The organism is Bifidobacterium bifidum ATCC 29521 = JCM 1255 = DSM 20456 (assembly GCF_001025135.1).
Lineage (GTDB): Bacteria > Actinomycetota > Actinomycetes > Actinomycetales > Bifidobacteriaceae > Bifidobacterium > Bifidobacterium bifidum.
Genome location: NZ_AP012323.1, coordinates 254,935 through 271,226, shown reverse-complemented (window position 1 = coordinate 271,226; position 16,292 = coordinate 254,935). Strand labels below are relative to the sequence as shown.

Genomic DNA, 16,292 nt, shown 5'->3' with positions numbered 1-16,292 from the left:
GTCAATTGAGCCGCGGGTCGCATGACATGGTCGAGATTCTCACGAATGCGCCATTACCGCACTACCATCGTCAACTGAGCCACAAAGACTGTCAAAAAACCTTATATTGCAACGATATAAGACATGCACTGACAGATTATCACGAATCCTACTGATGAATTTGCATGAATCCTATTGATGAATTATCAGACACTGTATTGATGAAATTGCAAATGAGACAATGATGATACCACGGACCGTCGCGCAAGAGCTCACCCCGATGCTGTCATGGTTCCCGGTCGTCTCAGTGACAGGACCACGTCAAAGCGGCAAATCCACGCTCATCAAAAACATGCTGCTCGATTACGAATACGTCAATCTTGAAGACGAAACCACCCGCATCAGCGCCATCGATGACCCGGTCGGGTTCATTCGATCACATGGCGCGAAACTCATCATCGACGAGGCGCAACATGCTCCGGGACTGTTCTCGCAGATCCAGGTCGCGGCCGACGAACGAGGCGGCATGGGGCAATACGTGCTGTCCGGCTCGCAAAACTTCCTCCTGGAGAAGCGCATTGGGCCAATCTCTGGCGGGGCGCATGGGCATGCTTCAACTGCCGCCCCTCTCGCATGAGGAGGCGATTCAGCCGGAACCCGACCTCACCGCGGACGAATTCATGTTCCGCGGCGGCTATCCTCACCTCTATGACGCGTCAACGCCGAACGACATCTATTTCCACGACAATGGCCTGCTCAACTATCTTCTCGGGATTCATTCTGCGGAAGAGCTGCTGAACGACCCCAAGCGCGGTGATGTGTTCGAGAATCTCATCATTTCGCAAACCGTGAAGCGATACCTCAACAAGAACAAAGACGGCGAGCTGTACTTCTACCGCGATACCAACCAGAGCGAAATCGACCTCGTAGACGCTACGCAGCGCCGTAGCCCCACCCTCATAGAAATCAAATCGAGAATGACTCCGCGACCAGATTTCTTCAGGCATCTCGCCACCGTCGGGGAAGAACTGGGCGTGCCGGTCGATCGCAGAATCGTCGTGTATCGAGGAACAGAAAACTTCACGGGTAAGAACGGGAGGTATGTTACGGCGGAGCGTTATTTGGGGCGGTAAATCAGCGGAGGAGTTCTGCCCGCCTGATCGGCGGAGACTCCCCCAGTCGCTTCGTGACACCCCTGCGGGGGCAGTATTGTCTACTCGTATGTCGGCTCGCCTTCGATTACGAACGACACCTCCGTTCGCTTCACGGCTCAGCCCGCCAGCGGAGGCGCAAACTCCGCAGATAGCAGACGGCGGGCGGCGTCTTGCGACAGCCGCCCGCCGGATTCCGCATGCGCACAAGCGCTGCGTTACATCACAGGTGCTCGCGCAGGCCCTTCAGTCGAGCGATGGTGAGCGGCTTGCCGACGATCTCCATCGACTCGAACAGCGGCGGGGAGACGCGACGGCCGGATATGGCCACGCGAACCGGGCCGAAGGCGAGACGCGGCTTGTACCCGCCATCCTCCACGAGTGCCTTGTTCAGGGTCTCGTGCAGGTTGTCGGTCTTCCAATCGGCCTCGTCCACGCCCTCAAGCGCGGCGACGGCGGCATCGAGCACGTCGGCGGCGGAGTCCTTGAGCTGCTTCCTGGCATCGTCCGCAGGCTCCAGGTACTCCTCGGTGGACAGCAGGGAGCCGACCATGCCGGCGACCTCGCCCAGCAGGCGCACGCGCGGCTGGATCAGCGGAGCGGAGGCGGTCAGGACGACCTTCTCGCGGTCGGTCAGCGCATCCCAATTGTCGGCCGAGACCACACCGTCGCGGTGCAGGTACGGCACGGAACGGTTGAGGAAGTCCTGCGGCTCAAGCATGCGGATGTGCTCGGCGTTGATGGAGATGGCCTTGTCGATGTCGAAGCGGGCCGGGTTGGCCTTCACGTCGCGCACGTCGAACTTGGCGATCATCTCGTCCATGGAGAACACGTCACGGTCGGGGGCGATGGACCAGCCGAGCAGAGCCAAGTAGTTGAGCAGACCCTCGCGGATGAAACCGTTGTCGCGGTGGTTGAACAGGTTGGACTCCGGGTCGCGCTTGGAGAGCTTCTTGTTGCCCTGGCCCATCACGTACGGCATGTGACCGAACAGAGGCATCTGCTTGGCGATGCCGAGCTCCATCAGGTAGCGGTACAGCACGATCTGACGCGGGGTGGAGCTGAGCAGGTCCTCGCCGCGCAGCACGACGTTGACGTCCATCATCGCGTCGTCAACCGGGTTGGTGAGCGTGTACAGCGGATCGCCGTTCGGGCGCACGATGACATAGTCCGGCACGGAACCGGCCTTGAATTCGATGGTGCCGCGGATGAGGTCGTCGAAGGCGATGTCCTCGTCGGGCATGCGGATGCGCAGCGCGGGCTTGCGGCCCTCGGCGCGGAAGGCGGCCTTCTGCTCCTCGGTGAGGTCGCGGTCGTAACCGTCGTAGCCGAATTCGGCCGGGCGGCCGGCGGCGAGGTTGCGCTCCTTGATCTCGTCCGGAGTGGAGAAGGACTCATAGGCGTAGCCGGCTTCGAGCAGCTTTGCGGCCACATCCTTGTAGATGTCGCCGCGCTCGGACTGGCGGTACGGGCCGTGGGGGCCGCCCACGTCGATGCCCTCGTCCCAGTCGATGCCCAGCCAGCGCAGGGATTCGAGAATCTGGTTGTAGCTTTCCTCGGAGTCGCGCACGGCGTCGGTGTCTTCGATTCGGAAGATCAGCTTGCCGCCGGTGGCGCGGGCTTCGGCCCAGTTGAACAACGCCGTACGGATCATGCCGACATGCGGCGTGCCGGTCGGCGATGGGCAGAAGCGCACGCGAACATGAGCCGGAAGTTCTGGTTTGGTGTCTTTTGAATGTTCAGCTTCAGTCATACGTTCCATTGTGCCGCGTCAACGGGACGTGAGCCGGTTCACTCACTTTTGGTCAATCGGTCTCACGGTCGCGCCGTCGATGGCAGAAGGAACGGCTGCTGGTATGGCGGTCGAAGCGCCGGCTTTGATGGCGGCTTCGACGGCGTTGCGCATGAAGGTTGCTGCGTCGTCCTGCCGATGGGTGACTGTCGGATTCCATGTACGGCGATGTATCGTCAATCCGGCAAGTGCGCCTCGGTCAGGATATTTCGGCGCGCTCAGGCGGCGAGACCGGCGAACAGCGTCGCCCAATCCTGCGACTCGTCCTCGCGGATCTCGCGCTGGTCCATGACCTTGTTCTGATCGTTATTCATGATTGTCCCCTTGTATTACTACTTATACAGCTCCAATTGCTTGTTTCGATTCCATCACCGCAACCGAAATTATCGTTGATACTCATATATCGCAACCACTGGCAAAACGCAAATCGTGTTAGCGCGCACAGCGAGTCGTCACACAATCCCTACACTCATGTATGTAAACGGTCACACGCGGCACTCCCCGTTGCCTTGTTTACACCCCTTTCGTTCCGCCGCTCGCTCCCGCCAGTCAATGCGGTGCGCCAACTCCTTCCATGCTGGTTCGCCTCGCAAGCCCGCCCCTCCTACTTGTCAGCGCGCTGGATCCTTCCGACCATTCCCGCCCGAGACGCACCACCGTTCCTGCTGATTGCGCATTGCCCACCTACCCCGTGTTCGTACATGCCGCGCTCATTCACACCGCTACCTTCACCCGGTTTCTTTGGGACTGCCCCATATCTTTGCTGCGCCGCAAGGCCCACATACGTGCCTACACTCCCGTCACTCCCCGAGTTGCGTCCTTAAGTGCGCGCCGAAACGACAAGCGCGCGAACATAAGGACGCAAATGCCCCTGTTTGCGTCCCTATGTGCGCACGGTCGTCGTTTCGGCGCGCACTTAGGGACGCAAACGAGCGGATTCGTGCTCGTACACTGGAGATTCCACGCTTGACGAGCTTCATATCATCGAATGGCATCCCCACCGCCATTCACTCATCATCGACAGTGCACTCGCAATATGTCGCAGCCAAGCCACAACATAATCAAGCGCCACCACACGAAAAGAGTCCGCAACACCACTTTCTCGGTTTCAAGGGGTTGATCGCAGCCCTCGCAGACATCTATCTGCATTTCAAGGGGTTGCTTTTCGTCAATCCTCCCTATATTGATGGCGATATTCCGCCCCTCATACTTCGTATACTGGCAGACAGCAACCCCTCGAAACGTAGATAGATGTTTGGGCGAGACGAAATCACCCCCTCGAAACGCAGATGCCGCTTTCGCGCCGAAGGATGAAGTTCCTGTTATCCGACCGAGTCACGCGAAGCTCAAACACGTGCGAATATGAGGGAACAACCCATGAAACCGTTGCAACGCCACGACAATCTGGCTGGCACATCACATCCAGCCGGCCAAATCGGCGATGGTCAGCCCGCGATAGTCAACGATTGCCTCATCGCACAGCCCACTGTCGCTCATATCCACACGAGCATGACCGGTGACCGCGACCACCGTCGCGCCCGACGCCCGAGCCGCCGTCAACCCGGGCTTGGAATCCTCGAAAACCAGACACTGACCAGCACCCGACGCATCGGCCGGCAGCCCGACCATCGACGCCGCACGCCAATACGGCGCCGGATCGGGCTTCGGCGTCACATCGTCGTTGCCGCACACATAGCCGACGAACGCGCCCTTAGGCGCCTGCGCCATCACATTCTCGACGATCTCGCGCGGGGAGCCGGTCACCAGCACGGCCGGAACGTGCGCCGCCGCCAGACCGGACAGCACATCGCGAACGCCCTCAATCCACGGCAGACGCTCCTTTTCCATGCGCAGCACCTCATCGGACAGGTGCCGCACGATTGCATCGCCATCCCAATCGACCCCCGCACCGCGCAGCAGACGCACGGTCTCGGGGAAGGCCGCCCCCTGCAGCGCATCGGCGAGCGTGTCGCTCCATTCCCCGCCACAGGAGCGCACCAAGGTCTCCTGAGAGCGCACCCAATACGGATCGGAATCGATCAGCGTCCCGTCCAAGTCGAAGAACACGGCCTTCATCATCGGCATCCTCCTTGATTTCACAAGCCATTTCACGAGCCACTAGCATCGTAGCCCATGAACCCAGCGGGGAAACGGTCCGCCCCGAGAACAGCAGAAAACAGCAATGCCCCGGCAATCCGGCAAACACATGTCCACCGGCGGGAGACATGCCATGGCGGCCCGATGCCGCGCCGTCACACCGACTCCTGCGCGAAGCCGCCCGTCGAGACATACCACGATCCCCCGCATACCGCTATACTGGAGAACGTTCGCGCGGTTGGTGGCAGCAGCCGTGCCAGACATCAGAGAAGTAAACGCATTGCAAGGCGATATGTGTCGCGCTGCGATGCGACGGGTCTGATTCATGTCGCGCGGGCTCCTCACCTTCCCGCCCGGCGTGTGTCAGCCGGCAGGCGCACGATGTGCGCAGAAGGCAAGGAGACAGAAGATGAAGACAGTCAAGGGCTTCAGCAAGATCGTGGCGATGGTTGGGGCCGTCGCGCTCGGCCTGACGCTCAGCGCCTGCGGAAACACCAATTCCGCGAGCAACACCGATTCCAAGAACTCCGGCTCCACGCCGACCGTGTCGTTCATGCTCGACTGGACGCCGAACACGAACCACATCGGTCTGTACGTGGCTCAGAAGCTCGGCTATTACAAGGATGCCGACGTCAACGTGAAGATCCTGCCGACCGCCCAGGCCGGAGCTGAAACCAGCGTCGAGAACGGCGTGGCCAACGTGGGCTTCACCACGCTGAGCAACGTCGCCGCGTTCAACTCGCAGGGCGCTGACCTGAAGTTCGTGTTCGACCTGACGCAGAAGCCGGTCGCCCGTTGGTGCGCGCTGGCGTCCCGCACCGACATCAAGACGCCCAAGGACCTTTCCGGCAAGACCTTCGTCAGCTTCGGCTCCGCCGAGCAGACCGCGGTCGTCCGCCAGATGATCAAGTACGCTGGCGGCACCGGCGACATCAAGACCGCGACGGCCGGCACCAACACCTTCGAGACGCTGACCAGCGGCAAGGGTGATTTCGGCGGCTTCTACGTGACCTGGGAAGGCGTGGAAAGCGAGCTGAACGGCCCGAAGCTCAACTGCTTCGTCGCCTCCGACTGGGGCGTGCCCGGCAACCCCGACCAGCTGGGATTCGCCGTCAAGGGCTCCTGGCTCAAGGACTCCGCCAACGCGGATGCGCTGAAGAAGTTCATCGCCGCCACCAAGAAGGGCTACGACTACGCGCTCGCCAACCCGGACAAGGCCGCCGACATCCTGGTCGAACAGGCCAAGGAGGCGCAGCTCGACTCCAAGCTGACCCGCACCTCGATGGAGGAGATCGCCAAGAACAACTACTGGACGACCGACGATCCGAAGTCGCTGCCCGGCACCACGAACTTCGATGACGCGCAGCCGTACCTGGAGTTCCAGTACAAGGCCGGCACCTACAAGGACCAGGACGGCAACGATCCCGCGTCCGCGCCGCAGGCCAAGGACCTCGCGACCAACGAGTACGTGGGCTGATCCGGCTGCAGCCAGTCCGGCCACAGCCAATCTATCTACAGTTCAGCGAATCCGCGAGCACAGGTTCGTCACAGCCGGCCGGGCCAACCTCCGCTCCCCTTCGGTCCGTCACGAGACGGGACGGAGGGGAGTTTTCCGACTCTCGTAACGATTCCGGGGCCCTTCTCCCTCCTACCCGGCCCATCTCCCTCCGTCAGCCCGTCAACCCGCCAGTCCCCATCAATCCCATCCCTAAGGTTTCACATTGTCCGAAGATCACGCCATGCGCACACTGAAATCCCTGTTCGCACGCGTCGCGCCGCCGGCGGTCACGGTCGGCGGGCTGCTCATCGTATGGGAGATCGCCGTGGATGCGGGCCACATCTCCCAACGCGTGCTCGCCTCCCCCAGCCAGATCGCCGCATCGATCGTCAAGACTTGGCCCGACCTGTGGGAGGCGACCGCCATCACCACATACGAGGCAATCACCGGCTTTCTCATCGCAGCGGTGGCCGGGGTGCTCATCGGCATCGGCCTGTACGTGTCCAAAACCCTGTATCGCGGTATCTATCCGCTGCTCGCCGCCGCGCAGACCATCCCGCTCATCACCATCGCCCCGCTGTTCATGATCTGGTTCGGGTTCGAGCCGCTCGGCAAAATCGTGATCGTCGCCGTATTCGGCGTGTTCCCCGTCGCCGTGCAGACGTGCCGCGGCATGCTCGCCGTACCGCAGTTCTACGAGGACGTGGCGCTCACCTGCGGCGCCACCCGCGCATGGGCGCTGTGGCATGTGAAGCTGCGCGTCGCCGCCCGCCAGGTGTTCGGCGGCCTGCGTATCAGCGCCGCCTATGTGTTCGGCACCGCGGTGACGGCGGAATATCTGGGCGCGATGAACGGCCTGGGCATCTGGCTGCAGGCCGCTTTCAACTCGTTCCGCACCCCGCTGATCTTCTCCGCAACGATCATGGTGGTCGCACTGACCGCACTGCTGCTGACCATCATCAGTCTCGCGGAACGCCTGCTCCTCGGCCCGGACGACACCATCGCGTTCAACGACGACGGCGAATAGAGCCGGCGCCGCACCACAGCAGCCATATACGGCCGCGCCGGAGTACGGCGGCAACAGTCCTTACGCCGGCCCCTCTCAGTTCGGCACAGGCGAGCCACCGCTGGACAAACCCTACTACGGGTGCTCGTTCGGCAAGGCGTTCCTCAGGTTCTGGAAGAGGTACGCCACATTCAGCGGCCGCGCCGCAAGCAGGTCGGCACGATTCCGAGCAGTCAGCGGTGAATCGCATATATTTCAGGTCTCCGCCCCGTCCCATCAGACGTCAGGCGGCAGCCGTCACAGCTCCACGGGTGGCTTGGACGGGTCGTCGCCCACGTGCGCGAACTTGGCGGCGAGCGCCTCCTTGTTGCGGCGCTCGTCCTCCTCTTTCGCGAGCCGCTTCGCCTCGGCGGCATCCCACAGCACGTCGTCATGGTGACGTTTCCACTCACTCGCCGCGACCATAGTAAACAATTTCACCGTTTCGGCTAGGACGGCCTCGTCGTCGTTAGTCAGCGATCGGGCGGTCATCAGCGACGACAGCTGCTCGGCCTTGAAGCACAGCCGCGGCACCGACAGGCGCTCGCACAGTTCGTTGACATAGAACATCACCGGCACCGCGCGCGACGGCTTGCGCAGATCGATCAGGCGCAGCAACCCGTCGGCCGCCACCGTCACCGTGGCGAATCGCTGCGCGATGGCTTCGACATCGGCACTGGGCGCAGCATTCGCAGGCGCGGCGGCACCGGCGGCGGCACCACCGGCGGCACCATCGGCGGCACCGATGGCCTGTTCGATTGCCTCCAACGCTTCGGCGATGGCGTGCACGGTGTCATCATCCCAATCGACGCCCAACTGGCCGGCGCCTCTCATGATCAGCCTCGTGTCGCCGGTTTCGGAGTAGTCGCCCATCTCGTCGTAAGCGTCATTCGCGGCGAGCAACGCATCGACGATTCGCTGCGGACGACCGGGAATCTCATCCGCACCCTCATACACGAACTCCGCATCGGGGACCGTCACGTCGTCACCGGTCATGACCCGTGCGGCCATGCGGGTCATCCGCACCTGCAGGTTCTCACCGTATTTCGTGTCATTGTCCATCTGCTTGGCGTCGGTCAGCGGCCACAGTTCGATCAGTCCGGCGCCGACGGCCGCCGCATCGCGTACCGCGGGATTCATCGACACATGGGCGATCGCCGTCGCGTCAAGTTGGAATGCCATATCGCTCCTTCGCTTTCATTGTCCGCCGACGCGCGGAACCTTCCGCCGTGCCGGGTGCCAGGTGCCGGCACCGCGGGCCACCGCGTCACAGCACCGCCGGCCACTCGCCGTCTGCCGTTACGCGGCGTCGTCACAAGTGACCGCTACGCGGCCGCCGTCAGTCCCGGCCCGCGCCGCATGCGCACCTTTTCGCGGGCGAGCCCGCAGCCGTCCTCTCTGTGTATTGTACGGCCGGCGCACGCCGCACTCACTCGACTTGCGCCGCAGGGTCGGCATATGTGATGGACATCACCTTGCCCGTATCGCTGTCGTAGGTGATCGAGGTGATCGACGCGAGCGCGGTCTTGCGTAGGAACATCCAATGCTCGGGGTGGCCGGTCTCCAGCAGGTGCCGGTAGCTCCAGATCGGCGACTCGTGGCTGACGACGATGATCTGCCGTCCGGCATACTCGCGGATCTTCTCGTTCGCGAACGCGCCCACGCGTTCGGCGATGTGCCGGTACGGCTCGCCCCAGCTCGGCTTCCACAGGTTGAGCACGAGCTTCCAGTTGCCGTCGCGCCACAGCGCGCCCTTGCCATGTCCGATGCGCTTGCCGCGAAACTCGTTGCCCGCTTCGATCACACGCGGGTCGGTGATGAGTTCCAGCGGCTCCTCCCCACGCCCGGCGCGTACCGGGTTGAGCGCGTCGAGAATGGCACCGGCGGTTTCGCAGGTGCGTTCCAGCGGGGACGAATACACCGCGGCAACCGTGTTGAGCCTGGGGTCGGCTGCGATGTATGCGCCCGTCGCCTGCGCCATGCGCATGCCGCGGTCGGACAGGTGGAATCCGGGCAGCCGCTCGTACAACAGATGGTCGGGATTGTATACCTTGCCATGGCGGACGAAATGTATGGTGGTTGTCGGCATATGCGGCCTTCCTGCGGGACTCGTGATGTCTGTCTTTCATTGTCCCACATTCACCGGCCGGCCGGCGATGCCGCGTCCGCGGCGGCGTTTGCCCGACGAACATCGCCCCGCCCCGGCACAGCTCAGCCCCACCCGATATCGTCCCGGCACCACCCGACTCCGGCTCGTCACCCCATCTGATACACCGATATATCACCGTCGTTTATGAACGTTATGAAAATTGATGCGTTCGTGATATCAACACCGCGTGTCGCGCCCCGACGCGCGATTAAAGTTGCCGTGACGCAAACATGCAAAGCATCCTTTGCGCGACCAACAGGACAACACATCAATACGATGAGGGCTCCGCCGGCAACGCCACGCCGACGGGGGACATCCAATCGGGAGCGGAAAGGAGATGCTGTCATGTCCAATAACGCCAATGTCGCGGCTGCAATCAAGGAAGTCGCCCATAAGGTATTCGGCGGATACGCGGAACTGCTGCGTATGCCGCACACCGCAAGGTTCTCCATCGGCTCGGTGATCGCCTGCATGCCGTTCCCCATGGTCGGCATGACCATCACCATCTCCGTGCAGCATTACTACGGCAACTACTCGCTGGCCGGCGTGCTCACCGCCATCCAGGCGATCGCGCTGGCGGTCTCCAGCCCGCTGCTCGGCAAGCTGGTCGACAAGTTCGGCCAGCGGCAGGTGTCGATTCCGACGATCCTGGTCTGGATCGTCGCCGCCATCGCCCTGACCACCAGCATCACCAACCGCGCCCAGGTATGGGTGCTGTACTGCCTGACGCCGTTCCTCGCCGCGATTCCGCCGTGGGGCGCGATGAGCCGCGCCCGCTGGACGACCATGCTCAAGGGAGACCGGGAGCGCACCGACCGCGCGCTCTCGCTGTCCGGCGTGTTCGATGAATGCATGTGGATCATCGGCAATCCGCTGGCTTCTACGCTGGCGGTGATTTCTGGCCTGCTGGCGTTCTCGTTCACCGGCGTGTGCGTCGTCATCGGCGCGCTGATGTTCCTGACCGAGCTGACGACCGAGCCGAAATCACAGACCCAGCTGGCCCGAGAGGCCGGTCTGACCCGCGAGGAGTACCGCAAGCGCGAGGCCGCCAAGGCGCAGAGGATGCGCGAGAGGGACGCCGCCGACCGCGCCCGCCGAGAGGCCGAGGCCCGCGGCGACGATGAGCAGGCCGTGCAGGCCGCCGTCGACCGAGCCATCGCCGATTCCCGCGCCGGCAAGAAGGAGTCGATCTGGGGGCCGGGCCTGATCGCCGTGTGCGTGACCTGGTTCAGTCTTGGCGCGTTCCAGTCGGCGTCGAACATCTCGATCATCGCGTTCGCCACCGAAGCGAACATGAAGCAATACACCGGTTTCGTGTTCGCATGCTTCTCGTTCAGCTCGCTATGCGGCGCACTGGTGTACGGCGCGAAGAACTGGACCATCCCGCTGTGGAAGCGCTTCTACTTCTGCCTCATCGTGGTGAATCTCGGCGTGGGCACGTTCATGTTCGCCAAGCATCTGTGGGTGATCATGATCATCTACCTGCTGATCGGCGTCTGCCAGGCACCCACGTGGATCAACGGCAATCAGCTGATGCTGCATCTGGTGCCTCCCACGCGATTCACCGAAGGCGTGGCGTGGATGGGCGCGATGAACTCGATCGGCTCGTCAGCCGGCTCAGCCATCGCGGGTGTCTTCATCGATCACATGGGATCGCATGGAGGCTTCCTGATGGCGACCGTGCTGGCGATCACCTCGCTTGCCATCGCCTTCGTCGGCTTCCGGCAGATCAAATCCAGCACCGAAACCCCGACTCTGACCGAAGTCAGCGTGTGATACGCCGGATGCCGCTCCCAAAACTCGCGGATACAAGGCATTTTTGAAGGAAAACACCCTCTATCTGCGAGTTTTGAGAGCGCATACCGCGCTACTTCGGCCAGCCCTCCGGCGTATGCGCGAGCGACCACAGGCCAAGCCGATGCGAGAAGCTGTTCTCCCACTTCGCTTCGAGCTCTTCCTGACTCAAACGGTTCTCGGACTTCCTCAAACGGTTCATCGCATTGGTATGCGTATCGTCAAGCAGCCACTTGCGGATCACGAAGTTCCAGATCATCACCACTACCGTGGCTACCAGCTTGCCGACATTCGTCCACAGCACGTACTTCGTGTGCATGGAATACATGGAATCATGCGGCATCCACGACGTGCTGGTCCACACGATCGCCTCGTTCATGAACCAGCCGATAAGCGCCGCCACGAAGAAAATCGCGATCTCCATCCAGCGCGCCATGTCCGGCCGGTGCTTGAACACGAATTTCATGCTCGCCAAGTAATTGAATATCAGCGAGACGAAGAACGAGATTGACGTGGCCAGCACGTTATGCATATGCGTCATCAGCAGAATGTTCATCAGACCCCAGTCGATGATGAACGCGACCACACCGACAATACCGAACTTCATCAGCTGTTCAATCAATTTCCTCACATTGATTGTCTAATACATATCGCTGACTTCACACCGCGGTTTTCCTGAACCGCCACTGATTTCACACATGGCCGCACAGACCGCGCCCGCCGCGGAACCGATTAGGATAGGGAACGAACCCAATCAAGGAGGAATCATGCCCGTTATCCACACTCACGTATCCGTCAAGACCACTCCCGAGCAGCGCGAAGCGCTGAAGGCCGCCTACGGCAAGGCGATCACGGCCGTCCCCGGCAAGTCCGAGGGCTGGCTGATGTGCCCATTCGAGGATGATATGCCGATCTACTTCGGCGGCAGCGACGATGCCCCGGCCGCATACGTCGAGGTCAATGTGTTCGGCCGTTCCGTGCCCGGTTCTGCGTGGGAGAAGCTGACCAAGTCGATCATGGCCGCGCTCAACAGCGAGCTCGGCATCCCCGAGGACCGCACCTACATCCGCTACACCGCCACCACCGACTGGGGCTGGAACGGCGGTAACTTCTGAGCTCAGGTGTGATGGTATCCGCCGCTATATTGTCGCGCATGGCGTCACTGTGCGCGACCACCGTCACGCTGCGAGCCCTCACACAGTGACGTAAATCGCAAAACCCTTATTTTGCAAGGGTTGCGGGGGTGCGTCACGGAGTGTGAGGACGCACACAGTGACGTAACCCTCACACAGTGACGCCTTTTCTGCGGCACACAGGTTGCCGATATATAAATGAAAGAGCCCCTTGCGGCCAGTCGGCCCGTATGATCGGCCGACAATCCGAAAGGGGTTGTGATGATGCAGTCACGGTGTGCGGTCAGCGCGAGTGCGGCATGATTCCGCATGCCACGCCGCCGCACACTCTCACAGCACGCGTACCCCGGCACCCCGGCGGCACGCCTCTGCCGCAATCAGACGATCTTGGGCATCGGGGTGGTCAGGGACGTGGTGAGGTTCACGTGAACCAGCCCGGCGCCTGCGTGCACTTCGACCTTCTTCAGGGTGACCGTACGCTCGTCTTCCGGAGCGCGGTCGTTGTCGGTCATCGTGGCCGGGGACTTGACGGCGACCAGCGCCAGATCGTCCAGCGACATGCCGGCGGCCTTGCACAGATCATCCGCAGCACCCAGGGAATCCAGGAAACCGTCCTTGAGCAGCACACGGCTGGCCGGCACGCCGTAGGCGTTCTCGGCCACCCACTTCACGTTCTCCAGCAGGGCCATGCCCTTGTGGCTGTCGTGCTTGGACGGCATCGACGCGTTGGACAGCACATCGACGAATGCGTCGATCTGGTCGCTCAGGCCCTCGCCGCCGTCGCGATACAGGTTGCCGATGATGGGGTCGCGCAGCTCCAGACGGGCCGCGGTCTCGCGCAGTTCGGGAATCTGATCGTCCTCGCCGTCCCACAGGTTCACCAGCGGGAACGCCGGAATGTCGAGCTTCTCCAAGCGATCCACGTGGAACGGGTAGCGCCACGCCAGCTCCGGGTCATCACGCCACGTCGAGGCGCGGGTCACGACGACCGCCGCGGACGGCCACTGCGCGCCATACTCGCGGCAGGCGATGTCGAGCCACTTCTGCGCTCCGGCGTCGGTGCCGTAACCGGCCTCGACGATGACCACATCGTGCAGGGCGCACGCCAGCTCCACGGAGACCAGCGTCGGGATGCCGATCGACACGTTGGCGAACGGGCCGCCATGCACATACACCGGCGAGCCGTTCACCGTCTCGGTGAGCGCCGGCTTGACCGCATCGGCGAGCATATCGGTGATACGCCACAGGTCGATGAAGTCGCCGAACTTGACTGGTTCGCCGTCCTTCGTGCCGGCGATCATCGCGGCCACGCGCTCGCCGATCTCATCCATCGAACGGGACAGCACGACGATCTGCATCAGCTCGGACGTCGGGGTGAGCACGACCTTCTCGGCGACGTTGTTCTTGCCCGCGTCCACGGTGATGGAACGCAGCGAGCGGGACGGCACTTCGGAGACGCGCGGCACGAGGATCGTGTCGATACGTCCCTCGTCCACAGCCTTCTCGGCGAAGGAGACGAGCAGGTTCTGCGCGGCGGCGATGGCGGCCATCTCACCGCACAGGCCCCAGTCGATGAGCTCGGGGTGGGTCAGCGAAGCCTTGCCGCCGCCCGAGGCACCGCCTTTGGAACCGGCGGCGGTGATGCCCATGCTCGGCTGGCGCAGCACGGCGGTCGCGTCGATGCCGCGAGCCCGCAGCGCATCGATCAGCGCGATCGTCGTCGTGGTCTTGCCCTCGCCGCGCGACGCCTTGAGCGGCGTATCGGCGGTGACGAGCACGACCTTGCCGTGCTTGCGCGGCGCGTCGGGATTGTCGTGCAGGTACTTCATAAACCCGAAGGCGTCGATCTTCTTGACCAGCCCGTACTGGCTGGTGAACTCCTCGATAGTAGTCATCAGTAGGTGAACCTTTCTGTAGATGTATGACGCTTGCTTACCGTCGAAGCGGCTGGCGGCCGAAAACGCTTGGCCGGGAGCCTCTCAGCGCATCAGTTGTCGGAGCGGTTGAAACCGTTCTTCATCTTCATGCTCACGGTGTAGAGCACGGTGTCGAGCAGCTGGTCGGTCTCGGTCTTGAGCTGGTCGGCCATGGTCTGGTTGGCGGCGGCGAGGATGTCGCGCACCTCGTCGTTACGGGTCGCGTCGATGATGTCCTCGGGATCCATCGGCTCGACGTCGCCGTCCGCGTTCGCCGCCTCCAACTCCGCGTCGGCCAAGGCGGCCGCGGCCTCGTCGGCACCGCCCAGACGCGCGACCTGCTCGTCGGTGGCGGCGATCAAACGGTGGCCCATCGCGCCGGTCTTCTCCTGATAGCGCTCGATGGCGTTGGAGGTCTCCGCGAACGCCGCGTCGCACAGCGCGGCGATGATGCGGTTCTCCCAGTAGAAGTTCTCGGAAGTCACGCGCGTGGTCGTGTCTTCCAGATACTTCGGCGTTTCGTTGACGTTCGGGTAGAACGGCACCAGCGTGTTGAACGGGTTGGAGCCGTAGGCGATCCACTGGATCGCGCGGTCCGACTGCGGACGGTACGGGCGAATCTGCATGACGGCCAGCTGGCTCTGGCGGTTGATGCCGATCGGGCGGTACATGTGGCGTGTGTGCTCGTCGCCGAGGTGGCCGTACGGGTCGAACGGCGTGCCCTGATAGTGCGAGCTGAGCACGTACTTTACGTCCTCGATCGTCACCTTGCGCTCGGGCTGACGGGCCCACGGGATGTCATCGCTGTCCGGGCGGTGGTCGGCCTCGGGGCCGTCCCACATCTCGTCGTACGGGTTGAGGAACCGCTGCATGACCCATGCGCGCGGCGTGTTGTACACGTGATCAGAGTCGGAGTGCGAGCCGAAGGCATCACGCGGGTTGAACGGCGACGTCGATTCGACGGCCAGATCAAGGTGATTGCGCTCGATGAATTCGACCAGATCCTCGGAGCACATGTGGTTCTCCTGCTCACCGAGGGCGTCATCGAGGTCGAATTCGTCGATGCCGAGCTGGTTCGGCATCGTCACATACGCTTCGTCGGGCACGCGCTTGGCGATCCAGTGATGGCCACCGACGGTTTCCATCCACCAAATCTCGTCGGCGTCCGAGAACGCGACACCGTTCATCTCATAGGTGCCGTATTCCTTAAGAAGGTCGCCAAGCCGCTGCACGCCCTCACGCGCGGTGGTGACGTACGGCAGCACGATGGTCAGGAAGTCCTCCTCGCCGATGCCGCCGGGCACGGCCGGCTCGTAATCCGAGTCACCTTCCCGCCCGCGTGCCGCCCGGTATTCCACAAACGGGTCGGCGCCGAGCACGCGCTCGTTGGTGGTCAGCGTTTCGGTGGCGCTCATGGCCACGTTCGCCTCGTTGACGCCGGCCTCGCCCCAGATGCCTTCCTTCAGGTCGGCGTTCGGCACTGCGGTGTACTGCAGCGGATCGTCGGGCAGGTCAATGGTCAGGTGGCTGATGACGCTGCGGTATTCGCGCGGCTGTTCATCGGGCTTGACGACGACGAACCGCTTCGGGTTGAATTCGCCGTTGGCGGAATCCTCGTTGCGGGCGATGATGGTCGAACCGTCATAGCTGGCGTCCTTGCCGACCAGAATCGTGGTGCATGCCATAGTATTCGGTACTGTCCTTTCTTGCTGTGCACACGCTGTCGCGTGCACGTTGC

General features: G+C 62.5%; 13 protein-coding genes. 6 read left to right on the top strand and 7 right to left on the bottom strand.

What is annotated here, in order from left to right; translation table 11 throughout:
- The first annotated feature begins 220 nt into the window (after positions 1-220).
- A complete protein-coding gene (locus BBBF_RS01060; protein WP_013389458.1) occupies positions 221-616 on the top strand; it encodes an AAA family ATPase in 396 nt (131 codons plus the stop codon).
- Positions 582-1,112: a DUF4143 domain-containing protein gene (locus BBBF_RS01055; protein WP_003811624.1), complete on the top strand. Its 531-nt coding sequence runs from the start codon at positions 582-584 to the stop codon at positions 1,110-1,112. Before BBBF_RS01060 ends, BBBF_RS01055 begins: the two co-directional genes overlap by 35 nt.
- Before the next feature lie 241 nt (positions 1,113-1,353).
- Here the strand turns inward: BBBF_RS01055 and gltX are convergent, their stop codons facing one another.
- A complete protein-coding gene (gltX, locus tag BBBF_RS01050; protein ID WP_003811622.1) occupies positions 1,354-2,883 on the bottom strand; it encodes a glutamate--tRNA ligase in 1,530 nt (509 codons plus the stop codon).
- A 1,455-nt stretch (positions 2,884-4,338) separates the two neighbouring features.
- A complete protein-coding gene (locus BBBF_RS01045) occupies positions 4,339-5,001 on the bottom strand; it encodes an HAD family hydrolase (protein WP_013363007.1) in 663 nt (220 codons plus the stop codon).
- A gap of 427 nt (positions 5,002-5,428) precedes the next feature.
- Here BBBF_RS01045 and BBBF_RS01040 point away from each other — a divergent pair, with 427 nt between their 5' ends.
- Together BBBF_RS01040 and BBBF_RS01035 are read left to right on the top strand one after the other, a co-directional pair.
- Positions 5,429-6,496, top strand: a complete 1,068-nt coding sequence (locus tag BBBF_RS01040; protein ID WP_013363006.1) for an ABC transporter substrate-binding protein — start codon at positions 5,429-5,431, stop codon at positions 6,494-6,496.
- Between the two features lie 262 nt (positions 6,497-6,758).
- A complete protein-coding gene (locus BBBF_RS01035) occupies positions 6,759-7,544 on the top strand; it encodes an ABC transporter permease (RefSeq protein WP_003811612.1) in 786 nt (261 codons plus the stop codon).
- A 276-nt stretch (positions 7,545-7,820) separates the two neighbouring features.
- Here the strand turns inward: BBBF_RS01035 and BBBF_RS01030 are convergent, their stop codons facing one another.
- Both BBBF_RS01030 and BBBF_RS01025 read right to left on the bottom strand, forming a co-directional pair.
- The gene (locus BBBF_RS01030) at positions 7,821-8,744 is read right to left on the bottom strand and encodes a hypothetical protein (RefSeq protein WP_003811611.1); all 924 of its coding nucleotides are present in this window, start codon (positions 8,742-8,744) and stop codon (positions 7,821-7,823) included.
- A 247-nt stretch (positions 8,745-8,991) separates the two neighbouring features.
- Entirely contained in the window at positions 8,992-9,651 is a 660-nt protein-coding gene (locus BBBF_RS01025; RefSeq protein ID WP_003811609.1) for a histidine phosphatase family protein, read from the bottom strand.
- A 405-nt stretch (positions 9,652-10,056) separates the two neighbouring features.
- On the opposite strand from BBBF_RS01025, the gene BBBF_RS01020 reads away from it, so the two are divergent.
- Positions 10,057-11,487 (top strand): MFS transporter, encoded by a 1,431-nt coding sequence (locus tag BBBF_RS01020; RefSeq protein ID WP_013363005.1) that lies wholly within the window; start codon positions 10,057-10,059, stop codon positions 11,485-11,487.
- 91 nt (positions 11,488-11,578) lie between these two features.
- Here the strand turns inward: BBBF_RS01020 and BBBF_RS01015 are convergent, their stop codons facing one another.
- The gene (locus tag BBBF_RS01015) at positions 11,579-12,112 is read right to left on the bottom strand and encodes a GtrA family protein (RefSeq protein WP_003819120.1); all 534 of its coding nucleotides are present in this window, start codon (positions 12,110-12,112) and stop codon (positions 11,579-11,581) included.
- A 160-nt stretch (positions 12,113-12,272) separates the two neighbouring features.
- Here BBBF_RS01015 and BBBF_RS01010 point away from each other — a divergent pair, with 160 nt between their 5' ends.
- Positions 12,273-12,620, top strand: coding sequence for a phenylpyruvate tautomerase MIF-related protein (locus BBBF_RS01010; RefSeq protein WP_003811601.1), 348 nt, complete (start codon positions 12,273-12,275; stop codon positions 12,618-12,620).
- A gap of 395 nt (positions 12,621-13,015) precedes the next feature.
- Here the strand turns inward: BBBF_RS01010 and BBBF_RS01005 are convergent, their stop codons facing one another.
- Positions 13,016-14,533: a formate--tetrahydrofolate ligase gene (locus BBBF_RS01005; protein WP_013363004.1), complete on the bottom strand. Its 1,518-nt coding sequence runs from the start codon at positions 14,531-14,533 to the stop codon at positions 13,016-13,018.
- A 92-nt stretch (positions 14,534-14,625) separates the two neighbouring features.
- The gene (locus tag BBBF_RS01000; protein WP_013363003.1) at positions 14,626-16,239 is read right to left on the bottom strand and encodes a C69 family dipeptidase; all 1,614 of its coding nucleotides are present in this window, start codon (positions 16,237-16,239) and stop codon (positions 14,626-14,628) included.
- Positions 16,240-16,292: the final 53 nt, after the last annotated feature.